Genomic DNA, 24,409 nt, shown 5'->3' on the forward strand with positions numbered 1-24,409 from the left:
GGCTGGGGCGTCACGCGCAGACGCGGTAGGCGTGTGCGGGAACTCCGAGCAACGCGAGGACTTGGCGCTGCAGGTCGGTGAGGTCGGCGTCAAAGGTCTGGACGGTTTGGCCGTCGCGCAACAGGCGGTGGCGTTGGGCGAGGCTGAACAGGCGCAGCACCTGCTCGGTGGTAGGCCGCCGACATTGACGCTGCTCCGGATACAGCGGTAGCTCGGCGATCACCTCGTGGCGCATCGCGCCGCGTAATTCACGCTCGATGAGCGCCTGCACGAGCAGGGCCAGGAAGTACAGCGTGAACAGGGCCTCGATGCGCCCTTCGTTCTTGAGGAAGATCGGGGCGATCTCGTGCACGGTCTTCACCTGCTCGAAACGCTTCTCGATGGTGGGCTGGCCCTTGTGGGCCTCGAGCACTTGGGCGGGGGTGAGGGTCCGGTCGTTGCTGAGCAACGGATACATGCCATCGCTCTTCTGGTCGTAGGCCACGGCGGCGGCGTCGATCGACCATTCGATGTCGAAGCGCCGGCGGGTGATCTTGCGGTACGCGGTGTCGGGGCCAGGACGACCACGGCGGACCTGCTTGAAGCTGTGCTCCTCGCGCACCACGCGTTTGACCTTGAGGTAGCGGGTGACCCGGTACTGCTCGAGGATCTCGGCCACGCGCTGATCGATCTCGGCAGCACCCCGCAGCCGCGCGCGGGTTGCGATCAGGCGCCGGTGCAACTGTTCGAGCGCTTCGCTGGCCGCGGCGAGCTGGCGGTCGCGTCGGGCACGCTGGTGCAGCGTGAGCAGCGTGCTCCACACCCAGGTGATCGGCCAGACCTCCATCGAGGGCAACGGTTGGCGGTAGACGTACCAGCAGTCCCGTGGTCCGTCACGGTGCCGAGTATTCGGCCGATCCCAGACTTGTTCCCAGGCCGGGTCATGGGTCTGGATCCACTGGCGAAAGCGTGCATCCTCCTGGCGGCTGCGTGGCATCACGGTAACGAAACGCCCGCCCGCGGCATCGATGTGACGCATGTTCTCGTAGGAGCACAGCTTGGAATCGGCGACATACAGGAAGTCGGCACGGCCGGCCACCGCCCGCAATGCCTCCCAGGTCTGGACGTGGGTGACCGAGTCGCTGGTATTGCCGTCGGCGCAGCGAAACGACGCCGGAACCCCCTCGGCGGTGACGGTGAGGATGAACAGCAGCTGGCGCAAATCCGGGCGGTGGTCCTTGGAAAAGCCGAAGGCGATCGCCGGTGCGGTGCGCCCGCGCAGCTCGCGGCCGGTCGCCGCCCGGTACTGGCCGCAGAAGGCGATCGAGGTCGAGTCGTTGTGCAGCCGCTCGAAGGTCACCCCGAAGCGCTGCCCCACTGCGACCACCACCGCGGTGAGCAGGGCTCCACGGTCGGCGTCGAAGAGCCGATCGAGCGCGCGCCCAATGCGGTCGTCGGTCAGCCGCACCATCTGCGCCGCGTCGATGCCGAAGCACCCCGGCGCAAAGCCGTGCACGGTCTCCTGCTGGCGGTAGACGGGCTCGCGCTCGACCAGGATCGAGCGCAGCAGCACGCCGAGTGCCTGCGCGTGGCTGACGGCACGGCGTCGATCGGCGGTGGGCACGAACTTCTCGAGCAGCGCCGGCAACCCCATGCGCTCGAGGAAGTGATTGACCAGGGGTAGCGGTCCCAGTCGCTCGCTGTTCAGGGCGAAGCGTTCGGGCGGGTAGACTTGTGGTTTCTTCAACCTGACGATAGTATTATCGCCAGACATGACCAAGTCAAGCCCCCCATCCAAGCGATCCCTCGCCACCCAGGCCAGACGGTCGCGGCAACGCATCGAGAAGATTCGCGCTGCCGTCGGCACGATCGACTACCTGTGCACCGGCACGCTCTACGAACATCTGAGCCGCTGCGGCAAGGCTGGCTGTCGCTGCGCCACCGACCTGGCAGCTCGCCACGGGCCGTACTACGACTGGGGGTACATGCAGGACGGCAAGCTCGTGCGTCGCCGCCTCTCGGCCGAGCAGGCCCGCCTCATGCGCCTGGCGATCGCCAACTACCGCAAGCTCAAGAAACTGCTACGCGAATGGGAGAGAGAATCCGCGCGACTCATCGAAGCCGAACAACCCCGCGATCACTGACTCCGACGTGCGATCGGGAAATTACCGAGAAATGCGTCTGCCGATGTGCGGAATGTAAGGCCGACCAGGTGGCAATAGGCGAAGAACGCCGCGGAGGCGAACGCGGCGCACATCTGCAGGAGTTCGACGTCGCCGGGCACCGACCAGGCGAAGAGCTTGCGCCCGACGATCGACACGATCTCCATCGCGACCAGCGCGACGAACACGAAGCCGCCCGCGACGGCAAAACCGCGCGCGATCGCGATGAGCGCCCGGCCCGCAGCGCCGTACCCTGCCCCCGCCGCTCCCTGCGACTCCTGCATGACGCCTCTCCCTCCGCGACCGCGGCGTGCGTCCGGCGTTCCGGAATCGGTACGCCCTGTCCGCCCTATCCGAGCTTCGCGCGCAACCACTCCGGCGGCGCCGCCGCCTGGATGCGCGCGGGGTCGTCGGGATGGCGGCGCGCGAGGATCCGGACCTCGCGCCCCTCGACCAGCACCTCGTCCGCGCGCCGGATCGCGTGTGCCACCACGAAGCTCTTCCCGCGCCACTCGGCGACGCTCGTGTCGACCGCGATCCTGTCACCGAAGGTCGCCGACTTGAGGAAGCGCGCCGTCGCCTCGACCAGCGGCGCCCCGAAGATGCCGTCGCTGCGTTCGGTCTCGTGCCACGACGGCACGCCTGCCGCCTCGAAGAACTGCCGGAACGCCGCGTCCATCCAGCGGAAGTAGTTCGGATAGAAGACGATGCGCAGCGGGTCGCAGTCGCCGAACTCGACGGTGAATCCGGTCGTGTGCCGGAAGCTCATGGCGAGCGCTTCGCAGCGACGCGCGCGGGCGCCGCCGGACGCTTCATCCAGACGATCGGCTGCGCGACGACCGGGCGCGGCGGCGCGCCGTGGCGCTCCGAACTACCGCCACCCTTGCGCGGCCCCGACCGCCCGATCCCCCGAATGCACTCCTGCCACGGCATCTTGAACACTCCCGACCTCCATTTCGTCCAACCCGTCCGGGGACTCCTGAAAGACGACGTTCGAAGGAGAGCCCGGACGGGAAGCACGGGGCACGGCGGCACGTGAAGGTATCAGGTCCGAAGCAACCGCGCGATCCCCGAGCGCATCCAGCGATGTCCGGGGTCGTGGTGGGCCCGCTCGTGCCAGTTCAGGTTGATGTCGTAGCCGGGCAGCTTGACCGGCAGCTCGAACGTGCGCAGGCGTCCTTGCTTCGTGATGATCTCCGCGAGGCGCAGCGGGATCGTCGCGATCAGGTCGGTGCCCTGGATGACATAGGACAGGCCGGCATAGTTCGGGACCTCGATCGAGATCCTGCGCACGACCCCCTGACGCTCGCACGCACGCTCGACGATGGCGTGCCCCGTACCGGCGGCGCTGACCGCGATATGCGACTCGGATTCGTAGAGCGCGCGACTGAGCGTGCGACGGATGCGCGGATGGCCCGCGCGCACGACGCAGACGTAGCGTTGCGGGAACAATTTCTGCTGGTAGAACCCCGCGGTCAACTGGGGCATGAAACCGATCGCCAGGTCCGCGTCGCCGGATTCGAGCTGCATGGCCGTCTGTTGCGACAGCGGCCGCACCTCGATCGACACGCCCGGCGCCATGGCGAGCAGGCCTGCCCAGAGCCCGGGCAGCAGCACGACCTGGCTGATGTCGCTCATGCTGATGCAGAACCGCCTGGTCGCCGTCGGCGGATCGAATTGGCTTCGATAGCCGAAGGCGGTGTCGAACGCCTCGAGCGCCTGCCGCATCTGCGGCGCGAGTTCACGCGCCAGCGGCGTGGGTTCCATCGCGGCACCCACGCGAACGAACAGCGGATCGGCGAAGTGCTCGCGCAAGCGCGCCAGCGCAACGCTGACGGCCGGCTGGCTCAGGCCGAGCGTCTCCGCGGCGAGCGTCACGGAGCGCCGCTTCGACATCTCGTCGAAGACGGCGAGCAATCGTCGGTCCAGCGAAGCCTGGGGCTTGGTCACGTTTCGCGCCTCCCGGGGCGCGGCGCGCATTCGAAATTCGAATACGTCCGTTTCGATGTTAGCACTTTCGCGAATCCCGGGCGGATTCTATGCTGGTTCCGGAACGCGTCGGCGAGGTCGCGCACCGTCCCGGCCGCTTCCGAGCGGCCCGTGAACGAAGCAACACCCGGCTTTCCCGACCTCGGCCAGACCCTGGAAACCCCCTGACGTGACCGCCATCACCCTTCGCGACGGCGATCTGTCGCTCGACGCGCTGCGCACCGTCTTCGAAGGCCCCGTCCGCTACGAACTCTCGGCGCGCGCCCTGGGGCGCGTGCGACAGGGTGCTCGCACCGTCGCTGGTGTCACGCGCCGAAAGGCCGCAGCCTACGGCATCAACACGGGCTTCGGCCTGCTCGCGCAGACACGCATTCCGGCCGATCAGCTCGAGGCCTTGCAGCGCAACCTCGTGCTCTCGCATTCCTGCGGCACCGGCGAGGAGCTGTCCGACGAGATCGTGCGGCTGGTGCTGGTGCTGAAGGTCGCCAGCCTCGCGCAGGGGCACTCGGGCATTCGCCCGGGAACGATCGGCGCGCTGCAACGTCTGCTCGAGCGCGAGGTCTACCCGTGCGTGCCCTCGCAGGGCTCGGTGGGCGCCTCGGGCGACCTGGCGCCGCTCGCGCACCTGAGCGCAACCCTGTTCGGGGTCGGCCACATGCGTACCGGCGGGCGCCGCGTAAGCGCGGCGCAGGGGCTGAAGCTCGCGGGCATCGAGCCGGTCCGGCTCGCGGCCAAGGAAGGACTCGCGCTCCTCAACGGCACGCAGGCTTCGACGGCCCTCGCGCTCGCCGGCTTCTTCGCCATCGAAAACGTCTACGCCGCCGCGCTCGTCGCCGGCGCGCTCACGACGGACGCGCTCAAGGGGAGCGACACCCCGTTCGACGACCGCATCCACGCGCTGCGGCGCCAGCGGGGGCAGCGTGCCGTGGCCCGAGTCCTGCGCCGGCTGATCGAGGGCAGCGGCATCCGCGCTTCGCACGTCGTCTGCGACCGCGTGCAGGATCCCTATTCGCTGCGCTGCCAGCCGCAGGTGATGGGCGCCTGCCTGGACGTGATGACGAGCGCCGCGCGGGCGCTGTCGCTCGAAGCCAATGCCGTCACCGACAACCCGCTGGTGTTCCCGGACAGCGACGAAGTGCTCTCCGGCGGCAACTTCCACGCCGAGCCGGTCGCGTTCGCGGCCGACCAGCTCGCGCTCGCCGTCGCCGAGATCGGCTCGATCTCCGAGCGACGCATCGCGCTGCTCGTCGATCCGAAGATGAGCGGCCTGCCGGCCTTCCTGATCGAGAACAGCGGCGTGAACTCCGGCTTCATGATTCCCCAGGTCACCGCCGCGGCGCTGGTCTCGGAGAACAAGGCGCTGGCGCACCCCGCCAGCGTGGACAGCATCCCGACCTCCGCGAACCAGGAGGACCACGTGTCGATGGCGGCGCACGGCGCGCGCCGACTGCTGCTGATGGCGCGCAACGCCGCTGTCGTGGTCGGCATCGAGCTGCTCGCCGCGGCCCAGGGGGTCGAGTTCCATCGACCGCTCGAGAGTTCACGGGCTCTCGAAGGCGCGCTCCGACAGATCCGCGCGCGCGTCCACCGCCTCGACAGGGATCGATACCTGGCGCCGGACATCGAGGCGGCGCGCGATCTCGTCCTTTCGGGCGCGTTCCGCGGGCTCATCGAACCCGCCGCCCTTCCGGGAAGCGTGGGCTGAACGACGCCGCCGCTGATTTGCAGCGCGTCCCTCGCGCCGCGCACCGCAGCCGGGTCCGGGTTCAGCCGTGCAGCGCCCGGTACTTGGCCATCAGGTCGTCCGGCGACTCGACGTGGTCCGGATGCTGGACGATGCAGTCGGCGGGGCACACGACCCTGCACTGCGGCTCGTCCTCGGCGCCGACGCACTCGGTGCATTTCGTCGGATCGATCACGTAGATCGGATCTCCCACGCTGATCGCCTCGTTCGGGCAAACCGGCTTGCATGCGTCGCAGGACGTGCAGTCTTCGTTGATCAACAGGGCCATGGCGGGTTCACGAGCACGCCGCGTCAGGCGACGGCTCTCTCCTTCGGTTCGGCGGGTTTCGCAGGGCACCGAGCGCCGCAAGACGCGGCGCTGTCTCTCGGACGCGATGCGACCGCGCGGGCCGCAGCCTCGAGCGGCCCGTTGCGCCGCGCCGCGATCGTCGAACGGCTTCGCGGCGACATTCAGCGACTCCGCGCCCCGGAAGTCGTCGGCGGCGCACCGGCGCCGTCCGGTCCGACGCTGAACAGCCCGGGCTTGCCGACGCGCCAGCGTTCGTATTCGGTGGCGAGCGTGTCGGCATGGTCGCGCTCCTCGGCCGCGAGTTCGCGATAGAGCCGATGCTCGGCCGAACCCGGCGCAGCGCGCTCCGCGCGGCCGGCGAAGTACTCAGCGGCGCGTTTCTCGAGGCCGATCGCGATGCGGAACAGATTGGCGGGATCCTGCGGACGGCTCTCGACGTCGGCGAAGATCGCGGCCAGCTCGATGCGGAACGCCGGCGAGGGCTCGGGTACGTCGAGGTGGTAGCGGCGCGACAGCGTTTCCATGTGCTCGCCTTCCATCACCGCGAAGCGGCCGAACAGCTCGCGCATCGCCGGCTCGCGGCTGTCGGCCGCGGCGCGCTGGTAGAAGGCACGCCCCCCGAGCTCGATCTCGAACGCCAGGCGTATGCCCTCGAGCGCCCCGACCTCGTCGACGCGCCCGGTGTCCTGCACTTCGAGCTTGCCGCCGCAGTGGGGACAGCGGCCGTAGGGAAACGCGAAGCCTTCGCTGACCTTGGCGCACTGCGTGCAGTGCCATCGCAGGCTGGCGTCGGCGCAGCAGATGTAGACGCCTTCGGCGTCGTCGTCGAGCGGCTGGCGGCATTTCGGACACAGCATGGCGCGACCCTCAGTTCGACAGCGTCCCGGCGACGGGAGCGGGCGCGTCGACCGCCTCGTCGGTGTCGAGCTTCGGAGGCCAGCACCTGGGCGCCTGCCGCAGCCAGGCACCGATCGCGCGCGCCGCGCGGCGTCCGGCGCTCATCGCCAGGATCACGGTGGCGCCGCCGGTGACGATGTCGCCGCCGGCGAACACCCCCGGAATGTTGGTGGCCTGGGTGAGTTCGTCGGCGACGATGTAGCCCCACTTGTTCAGCGCCAGGCCCTCGGTCGCCTGCGCGACGATCGGGTTGGCCTTGGTGCCCAGCGCGTAGATCACCGTGTCGCAGTCCCACTCGAAGAATTCACCGAGCGGAACGGGCGCGCGGCGGCCGCGCGCGTCGGGGTCGCCCAACGCCATCTTCTGCACGCGAATCGCGCGCACGTCGCCGTCGTCGTTGACGAGGATCTCCTCCGGCGCATGCAGGAAGGCGAACTCGATGCCCTCTTCCTTCGCGTGGCGCAACTCCTCGACACGCGCCGGGGCTTCGGCCTCCGAGCGCCGGTAGACGCAGAGCACGCGGCCTGCGCCCAGGCGCCGAGCCACGCGCAGGCAGTCCATCGCCGTGTTGCCCGCGCCGATGACGACGACGTTCTGGCCCAGGGCGATCGGCGTGTCGCGGTACGGGAACTCGTCGCCGCCCATCAGGTTGACGCGCGTGAGGAACTCGTTGGCCGAATAGACCTGTCCGGCGAACTCGCCCGGGATGCCCAGGAACGCCGGCGCTCCCGCGCCCGCGGCGACGAAGACCGCGTCGAAGCCCATCTTGCCGGTGAGTTGCGGGACGGTGAACGTCTTGCCGATCACCTTGTTGGTTTCGAAGCGCACGCCCAGATCCCGCAGGCGGGCGACCTCGCGGTCGATGATGTCGCGCGGCAGCCGGAACGACGGGATGCCGTAGCGGAGCACCCCGCCCACCACGTGCAGCGCCTCGTAGACGGTGACTTCGGCACCGAGCTTGACGAGGTCGGCCGCGGCGGCGAGCCCGCCCGGCCCCGAGCCGACGATGGCCACCTGCCCGATCGGCTCGGCCACGCGCGGCAACGTCACCTTCACCGGCGGCGCGTTGTCGCCGACGAACCGCTCGAGGCGGCCGATCGCCACCGGCTCCATCTTCGCCTTGACGAGCACGCACTGAGCTTCGCACTGGCTCTCCTGCGGGCACACCCGCCCGCACACCGACGGAAAGATGCTCGACTCGTGGATGGTTTCCACCGCGCCCTCGAGATCGCGCACCAGCAGGTGGCGGATGAAGCGCGGTATGTCGATGCTGACCGGGCAGCCGTCGATGCAGGTCGGTTTGACGCACTGGATGCAACGTTCGGCCTCGCGCAGCGCCGCCGCGTAGCCGTAGCCGAGGTTGACCTCGGCGAAGCTCGCCGAGCGCTCCTGCGGATCGCGCTCGGGCATCTTGACCTGGTGGCGCTCGAGCGCCGAGTATTTCTTGTACGTGCGCTTGCCCTGAACGAACAGCTTCTCCTCGAGGCTGCACACGTGCGCCACGTCGTCGTTGGCCTGCGCCTCCTGTTTCCTGAAGCGCTTCTGGCGCGCGTGCAGCTCCCTGAAGTCGACCTTGTGGCCGTCGAAGTCGGGCCCGTCGACGCAGGCGAACTTCACCTCTCCGTCCACGGTGACGCGGCACGATCCGCACATGCCCGTGCCGTCGACCATGATCGTGTTGAGCGACACCATCGTCTTGACGCCGTAGGACCGCGTCGTGTCGGTGCAGGCGTGCATCATCGGCATCGGGCCGATGGCGATGACCAGGTCGGGCTTGTCCGTGTCCGGCCGGTCCAGCAGGTCCTTCAGCGCCGCCGTCACGAATCCCGGGCGGCCGGCGCTGCCGTCGTCGGTGCAGACGATGAGTTCGTCGGAGAACTCGGCCAGCTTGTCGGCCCAGAACACCAGGCCCTTGTTGCGGAAACCGACGATGCAGGTCGTGCGGTTTCCGGCTTCCTTGAACGCGCGCAGTTGCGGGAAGATCGGCGCGACGCCGAGGCCACCTCCGACCAGCACGACGTGGCCGACCCGCTCGATGTGCTGGGGCAGGCCGAGCGGGCCGACGAAGTCGTCGAAGTGCTCGCCTTCGACATAGTCGTCGCGCATCTCGCGCGTCGTCTTGCCCAGTGCCTGGACGACCACGGTCACCGTGCCGTGCTGGCGGTCGAAGTCGGCGACGGTCAGCGGGATGCGCTCGCCGCCGTCGTGCAGGCGCAGCATCACGAAATGGCCCGGCTCGGCCGCGGCGGCGACGTCGGGCGCGGCGATCTCCCACAGGAAGGTCTGGTCGGTGAACTTCTCGGCCTTGGCGATGCGGTACACGGAGGGACTCGCTTCAGCGGAAAGCGGACGGGGAGCGAACGGGCTCGCCAACCTCGCGGTCGAGGCCTCCGTGAGGCGCGGCAGCGTCGCGCCGCGGATGATTCATGTTCATCGATTCCTCCGGTCATCCGGTCGTCGCGTACCACCGGTGGACTGGTCAGGTGCCTTGCCGGTCGTCGCGTCCGATCGAGGCGATGGCCGAATATAGAATCGGCCAAAGATTCGCGGAAGTGTGGAAACGCGAACGGCCGTATTCGATTTTCGAATGAACGTTGCCGCCTCGACCGCCACGGCACGTTCGATCGACCCCCGACGTGCCGGCCGGTCCGGTCGCGGTCCGCCGGGGCACCGCTGCATGCGATACGCGTCGCGGGCGACGCGCGAAACGGCCCGGACAAACCCGCCGGGCGCGGATTCAGCTATCGGGCCAAAGCGCGCTCATCGCCTCCGCGAAACGCGCCATGATCGCTTCGCCCCGCGGATGCACGTGATCGCGGATGACCCAGCGGCCGGCCACCATCACATCGCGCCATGGCCGCGCCGGACCGGAGAACACGATCGCGTCGAGGACTCGCGGCGCCGGGATGCCCGCGAGCGCCGGATCTCCGGGGTCCGCGACCAGCAGGTCGGCGCGCGCGCCTTCGCGGAGTCCCCACTGCGGTTCGCCCGCGGCGAGAGCGCCGGCGCGCACCGCATGTTCGAACAGTCGCGCGGCGGTCGATGGTTCGCCGGCGGAGGGCGCCGCGGCGACGTTGCGCCGGCGCAGGACGAGACGCTGGCCGTAGTCGAGCCAGCGCAACTCCTCGCGCCAGTCGCGACCGACCTGGCTGTCGCTGCCGATCGCGATCGGCACGCCGGCGTCGAGCCAGCCCGGCAGGTCGGCCGTTCCGTCGCCGAGGTTGCCCTCCGTCGTCGGACAGATCACGACCGTGGCGCCGCTCGCGGCCACGGAGGCGATCTCGTCTCGCGTCGCGTGCGTCGCGTGCACGAGTTGCCAGCGGGCGTCGAGCAGGCGTTCGCGCGCCAGCCACTCGATCGGCCGTGCGCCCGTTGCGCGGACGCATTCATCGACCTCGGCGACCTGTTCCGCCACGTGGATGTGGATCGGCCCGGCCCAACCGTCGGCGAGACCGCGCAGTTCTGCGATCGATTCCGGCGCCGCGGCGCGGAGCGAATGCACCGCGACGCCCGCCCCGACGAGCGGCCGGCCCGCGGCAGCGATGCGGCGCGCCGCATGCCACACGTCGCCGGCATGGGCGCGGAAGCGCCGCTGGACATCGCGCAGCGCGGGCTGCGCGAAGCCGGCGCGTTCGTAGAGCACCGGAAGGATCGTCGCGCCGATACCGGCGTCGGCGACGGCGTCGGCGACCGCCCATGCAAGCGCCAACGGATCGTCGTAGGGTGTGCCGTCCTCCCGTCGCTGCAGGTAGTGGAACTCGCATACCTGCGTGTACCCGCCCATGAGGAGCTCGACGTAGAGCTGCGCGGCCACCGCGCGCAACTGCTCCGGGGTCACGCGCAAGGCGACGCGATACATGCGGTCCCGCCACGACCAGAAATCGTCCGCATCGGACTCCCGCCGCTCCGCGAGGCCGGCGAACGCGCGCTGGAAGGCGTGGCTGTGGGCGTCGACGAGTCCCGGCAGCACGGCGCCATCGAGTACCGTCGCGCCTCGAGGCGGCTCGGCGATGCCGGGTGCGACTTCCGCCCAACGCCCGTCCGCACCGATGCGCAGCGCCACATGGCGGTGCCAGCCGCCGCGGCGTGTCCCCGGATCGACGAGCCAGGCCCGCGGCGCCCACAGCATCCCGGAAGGATCGGAACGCTCACCCATCGCGGGCCCGAACGCGGTACGCCGCGACCACCGCGCCCCGCGACGTCTTCGATCCACCCATGGGCGCGGGGACGGATTCGCCCATGCCGAGGTCGGCGTCCCTCGGGCTCATGCCTCGAACACTCCTTCGAGCTGGTAGCGCGAACCGGGATGCACGAGTCGGGCGAAGGTGACCGGCACGCCCTGGCAGACGGTTCGCCGCGCGATCACCAGGCAGGGTTCGCTGCGTTCGATACCGAGGAGCCGCGCCTCGGCGGCGGTCGGCACGGCGGCCTCGATCGTGTAGGTCCCCTCCCACAGCGGCGCGATCTCCAGCAGATAGTGGGTGGGCGTCGTGCGCGTGAAATCGACCTTCAGGTAGTCGGGAGCGACGCCGGGGTTCACGTAGCGATCCTCGCATTGCAACGGCGCGTCGTTGTCCAAGTGCACGATCCGCGTGTGGAACACGGCCGCGCCGGTCTCGAGTCCGAGTTGCCGCGCCAACCACGGCAACGCCCGTTCCTGCCGCTTGAGGGCGACGCGCACGCGATGGCGATGGCCGCGCGCCTCGATCTCCTCGTGCAGGTCGCGAATCGTCAGCATCGACGAAAGCCGGGTTCGCCGGGCCGCGAAGGTGCCGACGCCCTGGATGCGGTCCACCAGTCCTTCGCCCTGCAGTTCGCGCAGGGCGCGGTTCACCGTCATGCGGCTCACGCCGAATTTCGCGACGAGTTCGGCCTCCGACGGCATCAGCGCGCCGGGCCGCCAGCGCCCCCGCGCGAGCTGCGCCTTGACATGCTGCTTGACGCGCGCGTACGGCGCGGCGGCGTGTCGAGGCGGCGCCTTTCCCATGCGCCGATTCTAGTGACCCCGAGATGTCTGGACAAGCGGACGGTGCGCCCGGGGTCGGCCCCATGGCTCGGTCGCTCCGCCTCCGCCATTGACTCATGTTGTCTAGACAAGCTAAGCTTGGAGCCCCTGCTGACGAGGTCCGGCCATGAACGATGTCGCGCGCTTGCCCATGGTGTCCGCCCGTCCGGTCCGCGCCCCGCGCGGGGGCGCGATCGTGTGCCGCAACTGGCTGATCGAGGCCGCGTACCGGATGATCCAGAACAACCTCGATCCGGAGGTGGCCGAGAACCCCGAGGCGCTGGTCGTCTACGGCGGCATCGGCAAGGCCGCGCGCGACTGGTCGTGTTTCGACGCGATCCTGAGGGCGCTGCGCGAACTCGGCGAGGACGAATCGCTGCTGATCCAGTCCGGGAAGCCGGTGGGCGTGTTCCGCACGCATCCCGACGCGCCGCGCGTCCTGATCGCGAACTCGAACCTGGTGCCGAAGTGGGCCAACTGGGAGCACTTCGAGGAACTGGACCGCAAGGGACTGATGATGTTCGGGCAGATGACTGCCGGCTCGTGGATCTACATCGGCTCGCAGGGCATCGTGCAGGGGACCTACGAAACCTTCGTCGAAGCCGGCCGCCAGCACTACGGCGGCAGCCTCGCGGGCCGTTGGATCCTGACCGCGGGCCTGGGGGGCATGGGCGGCGCACAGCCGCTGGCCGCGAGCTTCGCCGGCGCGAGTTCGCTGAACATCGAGTGCCAGCAGTCGCGCATCGACTTCCGCCTGCGCAGCCGCTATCTCGACGAGCAGGCGAACGACCTCGACGACGCGCTGGCGCGGATTCGCAGGTATACGGCGGAACGCAGGGCGATCTCGGTGGGCCTGCTCGGCAATGCCGCGGAGATCCTTCCCGAACTCGTGACGCGCGCGAGGGCGGGCGGCCCGAGACCCGACATCGTCACCGACCAGACGAGCGCGCATGACCTGGTCCACGGCTACCTGCCGGCCGGTTGGACGGTCGAGGACTGGGGCGCCGCACAGGCCGACCCGGAACGGCATGCCGCCCTGAAGTCCGCTGCCGCCAGCAGTTGCGCGGTGCATGTGCAGGCGATGCTCGACTTCCAGGCCATGGGCATTCCCACGGTGGACTACGGCAACAACATTCGCCAGGTCGCGTTCGACCAGGGCGTGAAGCGGGCATTCGATTTCCCCGGATTCGTTCCGGCCTACGTGCGGCCGCTGTTCTGTCGCGGCAAGGGGCCCTTCCGCTGGGTCGCGTTGTCGGGAGATCCGGACGACATCCGCAAGACCGACCGCAGGATGAAGGAACTCTTCCCCGACGACCGCCATCTGCACCATTGGCTCGACCTGGCCGGCGAGCGCATCGCATTCCAGGGATTGCCGGCGCGCATCTGCTGGATCGGACTGGGCGAGCGCCATCGCGCCGGCCTCGCGTTCAACGACATGGTGAGGTCCGGCGAGCTCAAGGCGCCGATCGTGATCGGCCGCGACCACCTGGACAGCGGCTCGGTGGCGAGCCCGAACCGGGAGACCGAGGCGATGTTGGACGGCAGCGACGCGGTCAGCGACTGGCCGCTCCTGAACGCCCTGCTCAACACCGCCTCGGGCGCCACCTGGGTGAGTCTGCACCACGGCGGCGGCGTCGGCATGGGCTATTCGCAGCACGCGGGCGTGGTCATCGTGTGCGACGGCACCGATGCCGCAGCGAGGCGCATCGAGCGCGTCCTGTGGAACGATCCGGGTACCGGCGTCATGCGCCACGCCGACGCCGGCTACGAGTCCGCGATTCGGTGCGCGCGCGAGCAAGGCCTCCATCTGCCGATGCTGCCGCGCTGATCGATGCTGCTCGGTCCGGTCGCGCATGGAGGTATCCGTTGTTGAACTGGACCGACCCGCCCGGCAGCATCGACCTCGTCGACGAGAGCCGATTGCACTGGCCGTTCCTCGACGACGGCCACCGCGGCGAGGCCGAAGCGCTCTCGCGGTGGGTCGAACACGCGTCGCCCTCGCTCCTCGGCCACACGGGTGACGATCCGTTGTTGACGGGGATCTGAATCCGCGCGATTTTGGGGGTTGGCGCGAAACATCCCCAGAAACGCGCGTCGCGCTGTAGTGCTCCTTGGATTTGGCGTTAGCGCTTGTTCGGTAGTGCCGACAGATCCCAGAACGATCGTCGCCAATTGGAAATGCGGCCCTCGTGGCCGCAGCGCTCGCAGAACCACTCGATGGCGTCGTCGGACGCGATCTCCGTGACCACGATGCCCTTCCTGCACTTGTTGCAGTGGCATTCCCCAGCCTCGTCCATGGTAGCCGGTGCGCTCGCCGCGGCCACGACGCGTCCGAGAAACTCGGCCAGGCGGCGCGCCGGCGCCGGCATCGGGGCGATGGCGCCCTTCTCGTCAAGGAAGTGGGTGAGATCGGTGATGTACATCCGGCGATGATACGAGGGCCGCGCGCTGGCGGCTGCGCTATGCTCGTGACCGAACGCCGGATAAGCGAAGGCCCGGGCGAATTCTTGGCAGAACCCCGGGCCTTCTACATGCTCGCGCGGCACAAGGACGCGTTTGCGCTTCCTTTATGCCCGCGTTTCGCGGCGTTGTCCAGCGCTGCGTGCGGGGTGCATGAGGGCGGGCGAAGACAGCTACCGGCTGTACAGCTGCCGGCGGTGCGCGCAACAGGTGCGCATTTGCCGGCGCTGCGACCACGGCAATCAGTACTGCGCCGCTGACTGCGCGCGCATTCGCCGGCGGGAGTCGTTGCGCCGGGCCGGGGTGCGCTACCAAACGAGCTACCGCGGCGCGAGCCGACACGCCGCGCGGCAGCGACGGTGGCGCGCACGGCGAACACAGGAAGTGACGCATCACGGTTCCCTGCCGCCGGTGATGGCGGTGATAGTGGCGGCACTGTCGATCACGCCCGCGGGGAACGATGCCGACCATGCGCCCGTTGCTGCACCGTTGCCACGCTGCTGCTTCTGTGGCCGGCCGCTATCGCGGTTCGCGCGGACGGGGCCGTTGCGCGGCGGACCATGACGGAGCGCGCCGGTGACCATCGCGCGCGCGCTCGCAGCCGAGATCCTGCGCCTGCACGCCACCGAGCACTGGCCGGTGGGCACCATCGCCAGGCAACTGCGGGTCCACCACAGCACGGTGCGGCGGGTGCTGGCGCAGGCCGGTGTGCCGACGCACCAGCCGGTGCGCGCGTCGATGGTGGAACCGTACCTCGCGTTCATCGCTGAGACGCTGGCGAAGTACCCGACGCTGCGCGCCTCGCGCTTGTACACGATGGTGCGCGAGCGCGGCTATCCCGGCGCCCCCGATCACTTCCGGGCCCTCGTGGCGCGCTTGCGGCCGCGGCCCGCGGCCGAAGCGTACTTGCGCCTGCGCACCTTGCCGGGCGAACAGGCGCAGGTCGACTGGGCCCACTTCGGCAAGCTCAGTGTCGGCCGCGCGGTAAGGCCCCTGATGGCGTTCGTGATGGTGCTCGCGTACTCGCGCTACTTGTTCCTGCGCTTCTATCTGGGCGCCACGATGCCGTACTTCATCGGGGGTCATGTCGAAGCCTTCAACCACTTTCAGGGCGTCACCCGGATGGTGCTTTACGACAATCTGCGCAGTGCCGTACTCGAGCGGCACGACGACGCCATCCGCTTCCATCCGCGGTTGCTGGAACTGGCGGCGTATCACCGGTTTCAGCCACGCCCGGTGGCGGTGGCGCGCGGTAACGAGAAGGGTCGCGTCGAGCGGGCGATTCGCTATGTCCGCGATGCCTTCTTCGCGGCGCGCCACTTCCGCGATATCGCTGATCTCAACCAGCAGGCGTTGGCCTGGTGCCAGGGGGCCGCCGCTGACCGGCCCTGGCCGGAAGATCGCCGCCGTCGCGTGCGCGAGGCGTTCGCCGAGGAACAGCCGCAGCTGCTCGCCTTGCCGAGCACGCCCTTCCCGTGCGAGGAGCGGGTGACGGCGCATGCGCACAAGACACCGTACGTGCGCTTCGATCTCAACGACTACAGCATTCCGCACGCGCACGTCCAGCGCACGCTGACCGTACTCGCCAGCCTCGATACCGTGCGCGTCGTTGACGGCCAGCAGGTGCTCGCCACCCACGGCCGTAGTTTCGATCGTGGCGCGCAGATCGAAGATGCGGCCCACGTCGCCGCCCTGGTGGCCGACAAACGCGCGGCCCGTGCGCATCGGGCGCAGGATCGGCTGCAGCACGCCGCGCCGAGCGCCAAGACGCTGTTCGTGCGCGCCGCCGCACGCGGCGCCCACCTCGGCGTGCTCACGCGCGGCCTGCTGCAACTGCTCGCCACTCACGGCGCCGCGGCACTCGAAGCGGCCATCGCCGCCGCGCTCGCCGAGGATGCCGCGCATCTGGGGGCCGTGCGTCACTTCATCGATGCCCACGCCCACGCCCGCGGCCAACGGCCACCCATCGCCGTGGCATTGCCCGAAGACCCGCGCATGCCACTGACCGTGCAGCCACAGCCGTTGAGCGATTACCACCAACTGGCCAGCACCACCACCGATGAGTCCGACCCCAGCGACGCTCAGTCTTGACAGCGCGCGTACGCGCCTGCGCCGGCTCGGCTTCTACGGCCTGCTCGCTCAGGCCGACACGCTGCTCGCCGAGCCATGGCTCGCCCGCGTGCTCGAGATCGAAGACACCGAACGCGCCCGCCGCTCGCTCAAGCGCCGCCTCGATAACGCGCGCCTGGGCGCCTTCAAACCCCTCGCCGACTTCGACTGGAGCTGGCCCAGCAAATGCGACCGCAGCGCCATCGAAGAGCTGTTCGCGCTCGGCTTCCTCGCCGAGGCCGCCAATGTCGTGCTTATCGGCCCCAACGGCTTGGGCAAGACCCTGCTGCTCAAAAACCTCGCCCACCAGGCGATCCTGCACGGCCACAGCGCGCGCTTCACGCTCGCCTCCGACATGCTGCACGATCTCGCCGCCCAGGACTCCACCGTGGCCCTGGCCCGCCGGCTGCGCCGCTACACCCGCTGCACCCTGCTGGCCATCGACGAGGTCGGCTACCTCTCCTACGACGCGCGCTATGCCGATCTCTTGTTCGAGGTCATCACCCGCCGCTACGAGCTGCAGCGCCCCATCGCCTTGAGCACCAACAAAGCCTTCGGCGAATGGAACCAGGTGTTTCCCAACGCCGCCTGCGTCGTAGCGCTGGTCGACCGGCTGCTGCATCGCGCCGAAATCATCGCCCTCGACGGCAAGAGCTATCGCTTCAAGGAAGCACAGGAGCGTGCCGCGCGCAAGTCGAAGGCGCGCGCCACCGACCGCCGCCCATCGACGTGATCGCCATGCTGCAACCCAACGACTTGCCGCTGGTCTGTCTGCCCCTCGAACTGCCGCCCGAAGCGGCGGCTGAACTGATCGCTTTCCTGCGCGAACTCACCGAGGCCCTCGAACGCCACTACGCCGCTGAACTCAAGCGCCATTACGACGACATCGCCAGCGCGCGTCGCCAAGCTGCGCCCAACGCCTCCCCGTTCTGATCGACTGCATCAGCTCATCCGGTGCCGCTGCGCGGCGGCCGCTCTATTCATGCCGCGTTGGACCAAACCGCGTCACATCCCCAGAATGACGCGCTTCTGAAACCCCGCCAACACTCCGTCCAGCGTGGATGCCTGCGTCCAGGGACTGGTGCGCGAACTCGGGCGCGCGCCTGCTGCGCACCTGCAGCCCGAGTGGTTTCGCCGGCGGCGCCCGCGAGAAGGTCGACGCGCGCAGCCTGTGTCTCGCGCGCGAGATACTGGCACCTCGGGCTCGCTGACTTCGCCCTACGGATGCAGGCGCTGGCAGCGACCAAACGGTCTCGCTGCCCGCGCCGCGAGGACCAGAAGCGCGCGATCCTGCCCGCCACCGCGCCTCGCACGCGCATCGGCGCCTGTCGCGCTGTCGGACGACGTCCGGATCCGACGGTGCGGCCATCGCGACCACCGCGAGCGCCCGGTTGCGCCCCGAGGCTATCGGAGGATCGGGCGGCACCAAGGCGGATCGCCGAACGCGGGATCGCCTCCCCAGTACGTGGTGCTCGCGCGGACCGCGACGGAGAACGACCCGCGGGCGTCCGCGTTCGTGGTGGACGCCGACACCGGCGCCTCGACGGCAGCCGAGCGGATCGACGTGATCGCGCCGCATCCGCTGGGGCTCTGCTGCTCGCCGACTGCCGCGTCGGTTCCGACGCCCTGCTCGGCGAGCCGGGACAGGGATTCAAGATCGCGATGGCCACGCCGACGTCATGCGCACGACCGTGGGCGCACGGCGCAGGCGGTCGCCCGCCGCGCCGATTCTCCGAGGCTCGTACGCGCGCCCGCAAGCGCAAGATGTTCGGCCGGACGCTCTTCGATCATGCAGATCACCCAGGCCAGGCTGGGCAAGATGAAGGTCGCGATCGACGCGTCGGCGCTCCTCGTCTATCGGGCGGCCTGGACCCGCGACGTGCTCGGCGCGCGCGTGACGCGCGAGGCCTCGATGGCGAAGCTCCATGCCACCGAGGCGGCGCAGCAGGTCATCGACGCGGCGGTGCAGATCTTCGGCGGGCTCGGCGTCGTGCGGGGCATGCCGGTCGAGCGGCTCTACCGCGAGATCCGCGCGCTGCGCATCTACGAGGGCGCGAGCGAGGTATTGAAGCTCGTGATCGCCGAGCGGTCGATCGACGCACTGCGCGAGCGGCCCCGGCGCGCGTCCTGAGGGCGTTCGATCAGATTCCTAGCAGGGACACCGGACGGCGTGGTCCTTCGAGAGCCATACCAGCTGTGACACTTCCTGCCTGCAATCGTCCTTCTTCTTCGGACACCTTGCATAGAACCTGCAGCCTGAGGGCAGCCGGATGGGGCTCGGCACGTCGCCGGTGAGGAGGACGCGATCCCGTTTCAGCGCGGGGTCGGGAACCGGCACCGCGGAGAAGAGCGCCTCGGTGTAGGGGTGCAGGGGATTCGAATACAGCTCCTTCTTCGACGCGATCTCCATGATCTGCCCGAGATACATGACCGCGACACGGTCGGAAATGTGCTCGACGACGCTGAGGTCATGGGAGATGAAGAGATAGGCGAGCTGGAATTCCTTCTGCAGATCCTCCAGCAGATTGATCACCTGGGCCTGGATCGACACGTCCAGCGCGGACACCGGCTCATCCGCGATGATCAGCTTCGGATTCATCGCGAGGGCCCGGGCAATGGCGATCCTCTGCCGCTGCCCGCTCGAGAACTCGTGCGGATATCTCGTCGCATGCTCCGCTCGCAGTCCCACTTTCTCCAGCAGGTAGGCGACCCGTTCCCGACGCTCCCGCTTCGTGTAGAGGTTGTGGATCTCGAGCGGCTCGCCGACGATCCGCTCCGTGGTCATCCGGCTGTTCAGCGACGCATAGGGATTCTGGAAGATGATCTGCATCTCCCTGCGCAGCAGGCGCAGCTCGGCCTCGTCCAGCCGCGTCACCTCCTTGTCCTCGAACCAGACGCTTCCCGAGGTCGGCTCGATCAGCCTGAGGATCGTCATGCCGGCGGTCGACTTCCCGCAGCCCGATTCCCCGACGATTCCGAGCGTCTCCCCCTTCCTGATCTCGAAGGAGAGGTCGTCGACGGCATGGACCTTTTCCGTCGTCCTGCCGAAGAAGCCCCTGGCGACCGGGAAGTGCTTCGTCAATCCGGAAACCCTGAGCAGCGCGTTCTCCTGCCCGGCCGCATCCGGCGTCGACGCTAGTTCGTGACTTGCCAGCATCGCACTCTCCTCCCTTCCCGTTCCAGGAGCGGGGGTTCCCGCTCCCTGCAGATCGCGCTCGCTTCCGCGCATCGCGTCGAGAAATGGCAGCCGCGGGGCAGGTCCATGAGGTTCGGAACGACCCCCGGGATGGCCTGGAGCCGCTCCCTGCCGCCGGCTTGGTCGTACCGCGGCAGCGATCTCAGGAGGCCCCTCGTGTAGGGGTGCAACGGATGCTTGAACAGATCCTCGACGCTCGCCTCCTCGACGATCTTCCCGGCATACATGACGATGACGCGCTGGCACACCTCGGCGACCGCGGCGAGGTTGTGGGAGATGAACAGGATGGCCATCCTGTACTGCTCCTTCATCGAGCACATCAACGCCAGGATCTGGGCCTGGATGGTCACGTCGAGCGCGGTCGTCGGTTCGTCCGCGATCAGCAACTTCGGCCTGCAGCAGAGCGCCATCGCGATGATCACTCTCTGGCGCATGCCTCCGGAGAGGTGGTGGGGGTACTCATGGATGCGCTTTTCCGGACTCGGAATGCCGACGACGTCCAGCATGTCGGCGGCGCGCTTCATCGCCTGCTCCTTGCCCAGCCCTTCGCGCAGGACGAAGATCTCCGCGATCTGCTCGCCGATCGTGAGCACCGGATTGAGGCTCGTCATCGGATCCTGCAGGATCATCGAGATCTCGTTGCCTCGGATCCTGCGCATGTCCTCGCTCCCGAGGGAGAGGAGGTCCCTGCCGCCGAAGAGGATCTTTCCGCCCACGGTCCTTCCGGGGGGCGTCCGGACGAGCCCCATGATGGACAGCGACGTCACGCTCTTCCCCGACCCGGATTCTCCGACCAATCCGACCGTCTCGCCCTGATCGACGTGAAACGACACGCCGTCGATCGCCGGGACCACGCCGTTGTCCAGGAAGAAATAGGTCTTCAGGTCGACCACGTCCAGCAGCCGTCCTTGCGCGCGATCCATCGCTTGCATGATCAGGAACGTCCCCGCATGTGAGGATCGAGGACGTCCCGAAGGCCATCTCCCAGGAGGTTGAGACCGAGGACGGTGATCAGGATGGCGAGCCCCGGAAAGACGGATAGCCAGGGCGCTGCGTGCATGTAGCTTCTTCCTTCGGCCAGCATCGTGCCCCAGGTCGGCACCGACGGCGGCACCCCGAGGCCGAGGAAGCTCAGGCTCGATTCCTGGATGATCACCAGCGCGATCTCGAACGTGCCCAGCACGATCAGCGTCGGCATCGTGTACGGGATGATGTGCCTGAAGATGATGTACATGTCCGTTCCCCCGAGCGCCCTCGCCGCGATCACGTGGTCTCTCGTCTTCAGGCTCAACACCTCGCCCCGCACCAACCGGCAGAACTGCACCCATCGGCTCAGGATCAGGGCCACGATGATGTTGACGAGCCCTTCGCCGAGGAATGCCATGATGACGATGGCCAGCAGGAGGAACGGGAACGCGAGGAAGACCTCCACGATCTTCATGATGAATTCGTCGATGTAGCGACCGAAGTAGCCTGAAATCGCCCCGAGGACGATGCCGATCGCGGCGGCGAACAGCACGCTGACGATGCCGACCAGCAAGGACACCCTCGAGCCGTAGATGATGCGGCTCAGCAGATCCCGGCCGAGATTGTCCGTGCCGAGGAGGTGCGCCGCCTGCCCTCCGTCGAGGAAGAACGGCGGCAGGAGCTTCACCTCGAGATTCTGGGCTCCCGGATCGAACGGGGCGAGGAGCGGAGCGAAGAGGCTCATGACGATCAAGAGCGCGAACACGAGCCCGCCGATGTGAAGCTTCAGGTACTTCTTGCGGAACACGCGTCTCGCGCGCTGCGCGGCCCCGCGCCCGAACCCCTGCCGCCGGGCACGCGACTCGGCCGGGACGGCGGACCCGCGGCCGACGTCGGCGGCACCGCCGCGCGCCCTTGCGTCTCCGGCCGTCAACTCGTCCTGACCGTCTCGCGCGACCGCGACGACGCCGGCCAGCGCCGCCGCGTGGGGCCGCAAGCCGCCGGACATTCGGGCCGCTTCGTTCTTCACACTCTCACCCGGGGGTCGACCCAGACATAGAGTACGTCCACGATCAGGTTCACCGCGACATAGATGAGCGCGAAGAGAAGCACGATGAACTGCACCACGCGGTAGTCGCGGTAGCTGATGGCCTGGATCAGCAGGCTTCCCATGCCGGGCCAGGAGAAGACGGTCTCGACGATGATCGAACCGGCCATGAGCGTGCCGAGCTGGATGCCGAGGATCGTGACGATCGTGCAGAGCGAGTTCCGCATGCAGTGCTTCCAGATCACCGTCCGCTCCGACAGACCCTTGATCCTGGCCATGGTGACGTAGTCCTGCCGCAGCACGTCGAGCATGCTCGATCGCGTGATCCTGGCCGCCATCGCGGCCATGACGATGCCCAGCGTGAAGCTCGGCATGACGATGTGCCTCGCGGCATCGACGAACGCCTTGCCGTTCAGCGTCAACAGGCTGTCGACGAGGTAGAGCCCCGTCACCGATTTCAGCTCGACGCCGTAGGAGAGCCTGCCGCTCACCGGCAGGAGATTGAGGTCCCCGCCCAGCAGGATGATCAGCATGATGCCGAGCCAGAACGGGGGAATGGACGTGCCGACCAGGGCGAGGCCCATGAACGAGTGGTCCCACAGCGAGTTGTGGCGAATCGCGCTGAAGATGCCGATGGGGATCGCCACGACGGTCGAGATGAGGAGGCTCAGGACGGCCAGTTCGATCGTGGCGGGCATCCGTTCCAGGACGACCCTCGAAACGGGCTCCGCATACTTGTACGACTGACCGAAGTCTCCCTGGACGGCCCTCCTCAGGAACTCCCAGTACTGCATCGGAATGGAGCGGTCCAACCCCCATTCCCGGGTGATCCGCTCGATCTCCTCCTGCGATCCGCCGTCGGGCACGAGCATCGATACGGGGTCTCCCGGCGCCAGGCGCAGGACCACGAAGACGATCAGCGAGACCCCGAGAAGGACCGGCAGGATGCCGATCAGCCTGCGCTTGATCATGCGTGACAGGTGCCCGGGAACCGTGAATCGCCGGAGAGGGCCGGGCCGCGCGCGGCGACGCGCGGCCGGACGCCCGAATGCGCGCTCACTTCAGTTCCGCGCGGTGAAAGTACATCTCCTCGTTCGGATTCGGCTTCCACTGCAGGCGCTCGTTGACGCCATAGAGGTCGATGGGATGCCACAGCGTGAGGATCGGCACCATGTCGTCGTGCACGTAGGCGTTGATCTGGCGCAGGTACCTGTCCCGCTCCGCATCGGTGGCGCTCGTGCGCATCGCTCTCAGCAGTTCATCGAACTTCGGATCGGAGATGCCGATCCTGGGGGTCACGCCGGTCTCGTAGTAGAGGGCCAGGAACAGCTCCGGATCCTCCTCGTTGAACGCGCCGGTCAGGAACATGCCGAACTTCCCCTTGGTCACGCCGGACCAATGGACGCTGTGTTCCTCGATCGCGAGCTTGGCCCGGATGCCGACCTTGGCGAGCTGATCGACCAGCACCTGGGTGAACTCCCGGTCCTTCACGTAGCGGCCGACGCTGGTGTTGAAGACCACGTCGAAGCCGTTGGGGTATCCCGCCTGAGCCAGGAGTTCCTTCGCCTTCTGAGGGTTGTAGGCATAGGCCTTGAGATTGGGGTCGTACCCCAGCTGCTGCGGGCCGGACGGCCCGATGGCGCGAACCGCCATGCCATCGAGGACGTTCTTGATGATGTAATCGACGTCGACCGCATGGTTCACGGCCTTCCGGACCTGCACGTTCCTGAAAGGCTCGGCCCTCGGCGACAGGCCGACGATGAGCTGCCTCAGCGCCCGGATCTTCTCGACCCGCACGCTGTCCTTCTTGTCCAGTCGCGCGAGGTCATGCGGCGGAATCGCGGTCGCCACGTCGATCTGGCCGGCCTCGAGCGCGGTCACTCTCGCGGCGTCTTCCGGAATCGGCCGCCAGATGACCTTGTCCAGTTTCGCCGGCGTGCCCCAGTAGTTCCTGGCTCGGGCGACCACGAAGTGGCTTCCCTTCTTCCACTCGACGAACTCGAACGGCCCGGTTCCGATGGGATGGCTGGTGATGTCGGCTCCGTATTTCTCGTAGGCTTTCTGGCTCACGATCACGATGTGCTTCAGCCGCGCGAGCAGATTCCCGAACGGAGCGGGAGTGGTCACCTTGACCGTCTGGTCGTCGACGACATCGACGCTCTTGATGACGTTCTTGAGGATGACGGCCTGGATGCCCTTCATCGCCGTGTCCAGCGAGAACTTGACGTCGCGGGCCGTCAGCTCCGTTCCGTCATGGAATTTCACGCCCTTCCGGATCTTGAAGACGTAGTCCGTCCCCTGCCGGGTCCATGATTCCGCGAGTACGCCGTAGTACTCCTTCTTGTCGAAATCGAAGAGGATCAACGGCTCCATGATGTGCTTCCACATGGCGAACGTGATCGTGTTGATGTCGCCATAGGGATTCAACGAGCTGATGTCGATGGTCTGGCCGACCGTGACGACCTTCTCCTTCGCCTGCGCGTGGGCCGCGCCGATGCCGGCCGCGAACATGCCCAGTGCGAGGAGTACGGGAAGGACACCCAGTTTCGATCTGCGGTTCATGAC

General features: G+C 68.2%; 20 protein-coding genes and 2 pseudogenes. 8 read left to right on the forward strand and 14 right to left on the reverse strand.

The window, feature by feature from the left end:
• Positions 1 to 10: 10 nt before the first annotated feature.
• On the reverse strand, positions 11 to 1,726 hold the full coding sequence (locus tag HS109_06435) for an IS1634 family transposase (GenBank protein MBE7522007.1): 1,716 nt from the start codon (positions 1,724 to 1,726) through the stop codon (positions 11 to 13).
• Between the two features lie 25 nt (positions 1,727 to 1,751).
• Between HS109_06435 and HS109_06440 the strand changes: the two genes are divergently transcribed.
• Entirely contained in the window at positions 1,752 to 2,123 is a 372-nt protein-coding gene (locus HS109_06440; protein ID MBE7522008.1) for a hypothetical protein, read from the forward strand.
• On the opposite strand, the gene HS109_06445 is transcribed toward HS109_06440, so the two are convergent.
• From HS109_06445 to HS109_06455, 3 genes are all read right to left on the reverse strand, one after another.
• Positions 2,117 to 2,425, reverse strand: coding sequence for a hypothetical protein (locus HS109_06445; protein MBE7522009.1), 309 nt, complete (start codon positions 2,423 to 2,425; stop codon positions 2,117 to 2,119). The genes HS109_06440 and HS109_06445 overlap by 7 nt on opposite strands.
• Before the next feature lie 65 nt (positions 2,426 to 2,490).
• Positions 2,491 to 2,910 carry an acyl-CoA thioesterase gene (locus HS109_06450; protein MBE7522010.1) on the reverse strand — a complete coding sequence of 140 codons (420 nt, stop codon included), beginning with the start codon at positions 2,908 to 2,910 and terminating at the stop codon, positions 2,491 to 2,493.
• A gap of 275 nt (positions 2,911 to 3,185) precedes the next feature.
• Entirely contained in the window at positions 3,186 to 4,121 is a 936-nt protein-coding gene (locus HS109_06455; protein ID MBE7522011.1) for a LysR family transcriptional regulator, read from the reverse strand.
• A 178-nt stretch (positions 4,122 to 4,299) separates the two neighbouring features.
• Between HS109_06455 and hutH the strand changes: the two genes are divergently transcribed.
• Positions 4,300 to 5,835: a histidine ammonia-lyase gene (gene hutH / locus HS109_06460; protein MBE7522012.1), complete on the forward strand. Its 1,536-nt coding sequence runs from the start codon at positions 4,300 to 4,302 to the stop codon at positions 5,833 to 5,835.
• Between the two features lie 61 nt (positions 5,836 to 5,896).
• Here hutH and HS109_06465 read toward each other — a convergent pair whose 3' ends face one another.
• The 4 genes and pseudogenes from HS109_06465 to hutC all read right to left on the reverse strand — a co-directional run bounded on the left by HS109_06465 (position 5,897) and on the right by hutC (position 12,047).
• Positions 5,897 to 6,142 carry a YfhL family 4Fe-4S dicluster ferredoxin gene (locus tag HS109_06465; GenBank protein MBE7522013.1) on the reverse strand — a complete coding sequence of 82 codons (246 nt, stop codon included), beginning with the start codon at positions 6,140 to 6,142 and terminating at the stop codon, positions 5,897 to 5,899.
• A gap of 182 nt (positions 6,143 to 6,324) precedes the next feature.
• Positions 6,325 to 9,382: pseudogene (gene gltA / locus HS109_06470) on the reverse strand (NADPH-dependent glutamate synthase).
• A 415-nt stretch (positions 9,383 to 9,797) separates the two neighbouring features.
• Positions 9,798 to 11,216 (reverse strand): formimidoylglutamate deiminase, encoded by a 1,419-nt coding sequence (hutF, locus tag HS109_06475; GenBank protein MBE7522014.1) that lies wholly within the window; start codon positions 11,214 to 11,216, stop codon positions 9,798 to 9,800.
• Positions 11,217 to 11,324: 108 nt separating this feature from the next.
• A complete protein-coding gene (hutC, locus tag HS109_06480) occupies positions 11,325 to 12,047 on the reverse strand; it encodes a histidine utilization repressor (protein ID MBE7522015.1) in 723 nt (240 codons plus the stop codon).
• Between the two features lie 145 nt (positions 12,048 to 12,192).
• Between hutC and HS109_06485 the strand changes: the two genes are divergently transcribed.
• Together HS109_06485 and HS109_06490 are read left to right on the forward strand one after the other, a co-directional pair.
• Entirely contained in the window at positions 12,193 to 13,893 is a 1,701-nt protein-coding gene (locus tag HS109_06485; GenBank protein MBE7522016.1) for a urocanate hydratase, read from the forward strand.
• 41 nt (positions 13,894 to 13,934) lie between these two features.
• Positions 13,935 to 14,111, forward strand: coding sequence for a hypothetical protein (locus HS109_06490; protein ID MBE7522017.1), 177 nt, complete (start codon positions 13,935 to 13,937; stop codon positions 14,109 to 14,111).
• Between the two features lie 77 nt (positions 14,112 to 14,188).
• Here the strand turns inward: HS109_06490 and HS109_06495 are convergent, their stop codons facing one another.
• Positions 14,189 to 14,488, reverse strand: a complete 300-nt coding sequence (locus tag HS109_06495; protein ID MBE7522018.1) for a hypothetical protein — start codon at positions 14,486 to 14,488, stop codon at positions 14,189 to 14,191.
• A gap of 613 nt (positions 14,489 to 15,101) precedes the next feature.
• On the opposite strand from HS109_06495, the gene HS109_06500 reads away from it, so the two are divergent.
• The 4 genes and pseudogenes from HS109_06500 (at position 15,102) to HS109_06515 (ending at position 18,765) form a co-directional block, all read left to right on the forward strand.
• Positions 15,102 to 16,616 (forward strand): IS21 family transposase, encoded by a 1,515-nt coding sequence (locus HS109_06500; protein ID MBE7522019.1) that lies wholly within the window; start codon positions 15,102 to 15,104, stop codon positions 16,614 to 16,616.
• Entirely contained in the window at positions 16,585 to 17,367 is a 783-nt protein-coding gene (locus tag HS109_06505) for an ATP-binding protein (protein ID MBE7522020.1), read from the forward strand. The genes HS109_06500 and HS109_06505 overlap by 32 nt, the downstream gene beginning before the upstream one ends.
• Positions 17,364 to 17,567 carry a hypothetical protein gene (locus HS109_06510; GenBank protein MBE7522021.1) on the forward strand — a complete coding sequence of 68 codons (204 nt, stop codon included), beginning with the start codon at positions 17,364 to 17,366 and terminating at the stop codon, positions 17,565 to 17,567. Before HS109_06505 ends, HS109_06510 begins: the two co-directional genes overlap by 4 nt.
• Positions 17,568 to 17,691: 124 nt before the next feature.
• A pseudogene (locus HS109_06515) lies at positions 17,692 to 18,765 on the forward strand (acyl-CoA dehydrogenase).
• An 18-nt stretch (positions 18,766 to 18,783) separates the two neighbouring features.
• Here HS109_06515 and HS109_06520 read toward each other — a convergent pair.
• The 5 genes from HS109_06520 to HS109_06540 form a co-directional block, all read right to left on the reverse strand.
• Positions 18,784 to 19,791, reverse strand: coding sequence for a dipeptide ABC transporter ATP-binding protein (locus HS109_06520; protein ID MBE7522022.1), 1,008 nt, complete (start codon positions 19,789 to 19,791; stop codon positions 18,784 to 18,786).
• Positions 19,770 to 20,753 (reverse strand): ABC transporter ATP-binding protein, encoded by a 984-nt coding sequence (locus tag HS109_06525; protein ID MBE7522023.1) that lies wholly within the window; start codon positions 20,751 to 20,753, stop codon positions 19,770 to 19,772. Before HS109_06525 ends, HS109_06520 begins: the two co-directional genes overlap by 22 nt.
• An 11-nt stretch (positions 20,754 to 20,764) precedes the next feature.
• A complete protein-coding gene (locus HS109_06530; GenBank protein MBE7522024.1) occupies positions 20,765 to 21,805 on the reverse strand; it encodes an ABC transporter permease in 1,041 nt (346 codons plus the stop codon).
• 17 nt (positions 21,806 to 21,822) lie between these two features.
• Positions 21,823 to 22,815, reverse strand: coding sequence for an ABC transporter permease (locus HS109_06535; GenBank protein MBE7522025.1), 993 nt, complete (start codon positions 22,813 to 22,815; stop codon positions 21,823 to 21,825).
• A gap of 85 nt (positions 22,816 to 22,900) precedes the next feature.
• Complete coding sequence (locus tag HS109_06540) at positions 22,901 to 24,406, reverse strand: hypothetical protein (GenBank protein ID MBE7522026.1); 1,506 nt, start codon at positions 24,404 to 24,406, stop codon at positions 22,901 to 22,903.
• Between the last annotated feature and the right edge of the window lie 3 nt (positions 24,407 to 24,409).

The organism is Burkholderiales bacterium (assembly GCA_015075645.1).
In the GTDB taxonomy this organism is placed as follows: Bacteria; Pseudomonadota; Gammaproteobacteria; order Burkholderiales; family Casimicrobiaceae; genus VBCG01.

What these genes read in the sequence shown, in the direction of transcription:
- HS109_06520 (MBE7522022.1), bottom strand. Translation starts at nt 19,791, where the DNA reads ATGCTGGCAAGTCACGAACTAGCGTCGACGCCGGATGCGGCCGGGCAG.
- HS109_06455 (MBE7522011.1), bottom strand. Translation starts at nt 4,121, where the DNA reads ATGCGCGCCGCGCCCCGGGAGGCGCGAAACGTGACCAAGCCCCAGGCT.
- HS109_06505 (MBE7522020.1), top strand. Translation starts at nt 16,585, where the DNA reads ATGAGTCCGACCCCAGCGACGCTCAGTCTTGACAGCGCGCGTACGCGC.
- HS109_06540 (MBE7522026.1), bottom strand. Translation starts at nt 24,406, where the DNA reads ATGAACCGCAGATCGAAACTGGGTGTCCTTCCCGTACTCCTCGCACTG.
- HS109_06485 (MBE7522016.1), top strand. Translation starts at nt 12,193, where the DNA reads ATGAACGATGTCGCGCGCTTGCCCATGGTGTCCGCCCGTCCGGTCCGC.
- hutF (MBE7522014.1), bottom strand. Translation starts at nt 11,216, where the DNA reads ATGGGTGAGCGTTCCGATCCTTCCGGGATGCTGTGGGCGCCGCGGGCC.
- HS109_06525 (MBE7522023.1), bottom strand. Translation starts at nt 20,753, where the DNA reads ATGGATCGCGCGCAAGGACGGCTGCTGGACGTGGTCGACCTGAAGACC.
- HS109_06530 (MBE7522024.1), bottom strand. Translation starts at nt 21,805, where the DNA reads ATGTCCGGCGGCTTGCGGCCCCACGCGGCGGCGCTGGCCGGCGTCGTC.
- HS109_06495 (MBE7522018.1), bottom strand. Translation starts at nt 14,488, where the DNA reads ATGTACATCACCGATCTCACCCACTTCCTTGACGAGAAGGGCGCCATC.
- HS109_06450 (MBE7522010.1), bottom strand. Translation starts at nt 2,910, where the DNA reads ATGAGCTTCCGGCACACGACCGGATTCACCGTCGAGTTCGGCGACTGC.
- HS109_06465 (MBE7522013.1), bottom strand. Translation starts at nt 6,142, where the DNA reads ATGGCCCTGTTGATCAACGAAGACTGCACGTCCTGCGACGCATGCAAG.
- HS109_06440 (MBE7522008.1), top strand. Translation starts at nt 1,752, where the DNA reads ATGACCAAGTCAAGCCCCCCATCCAAGCGATCCCTCGCCACCCAGGCC.
- HS109_06445 (MBE7522009.1), bottom strand. Translation starts at nt 2,425, where the DNA reads ATGCAGGAGTCGCAGGGAGCGGCGGGGGCAGGGTACGGCGCTGCGGGC.
- HS109_06535 (MBE7522025.1), bottom strand. Translation starts at nt 22,815, where the DNA reads ATGATCAAGCGCAGGCTGATCGGCATCCTGCCGGTCCTTCTCGGGGTC.
- hutC (MBE7522015.1), bottom strand. Translation starts at nt 12,047, where the DNA reads ATGGGAAAGGCGCCGCCTCGACACGCCGCCGCGCCGTACGCGCGCGTC.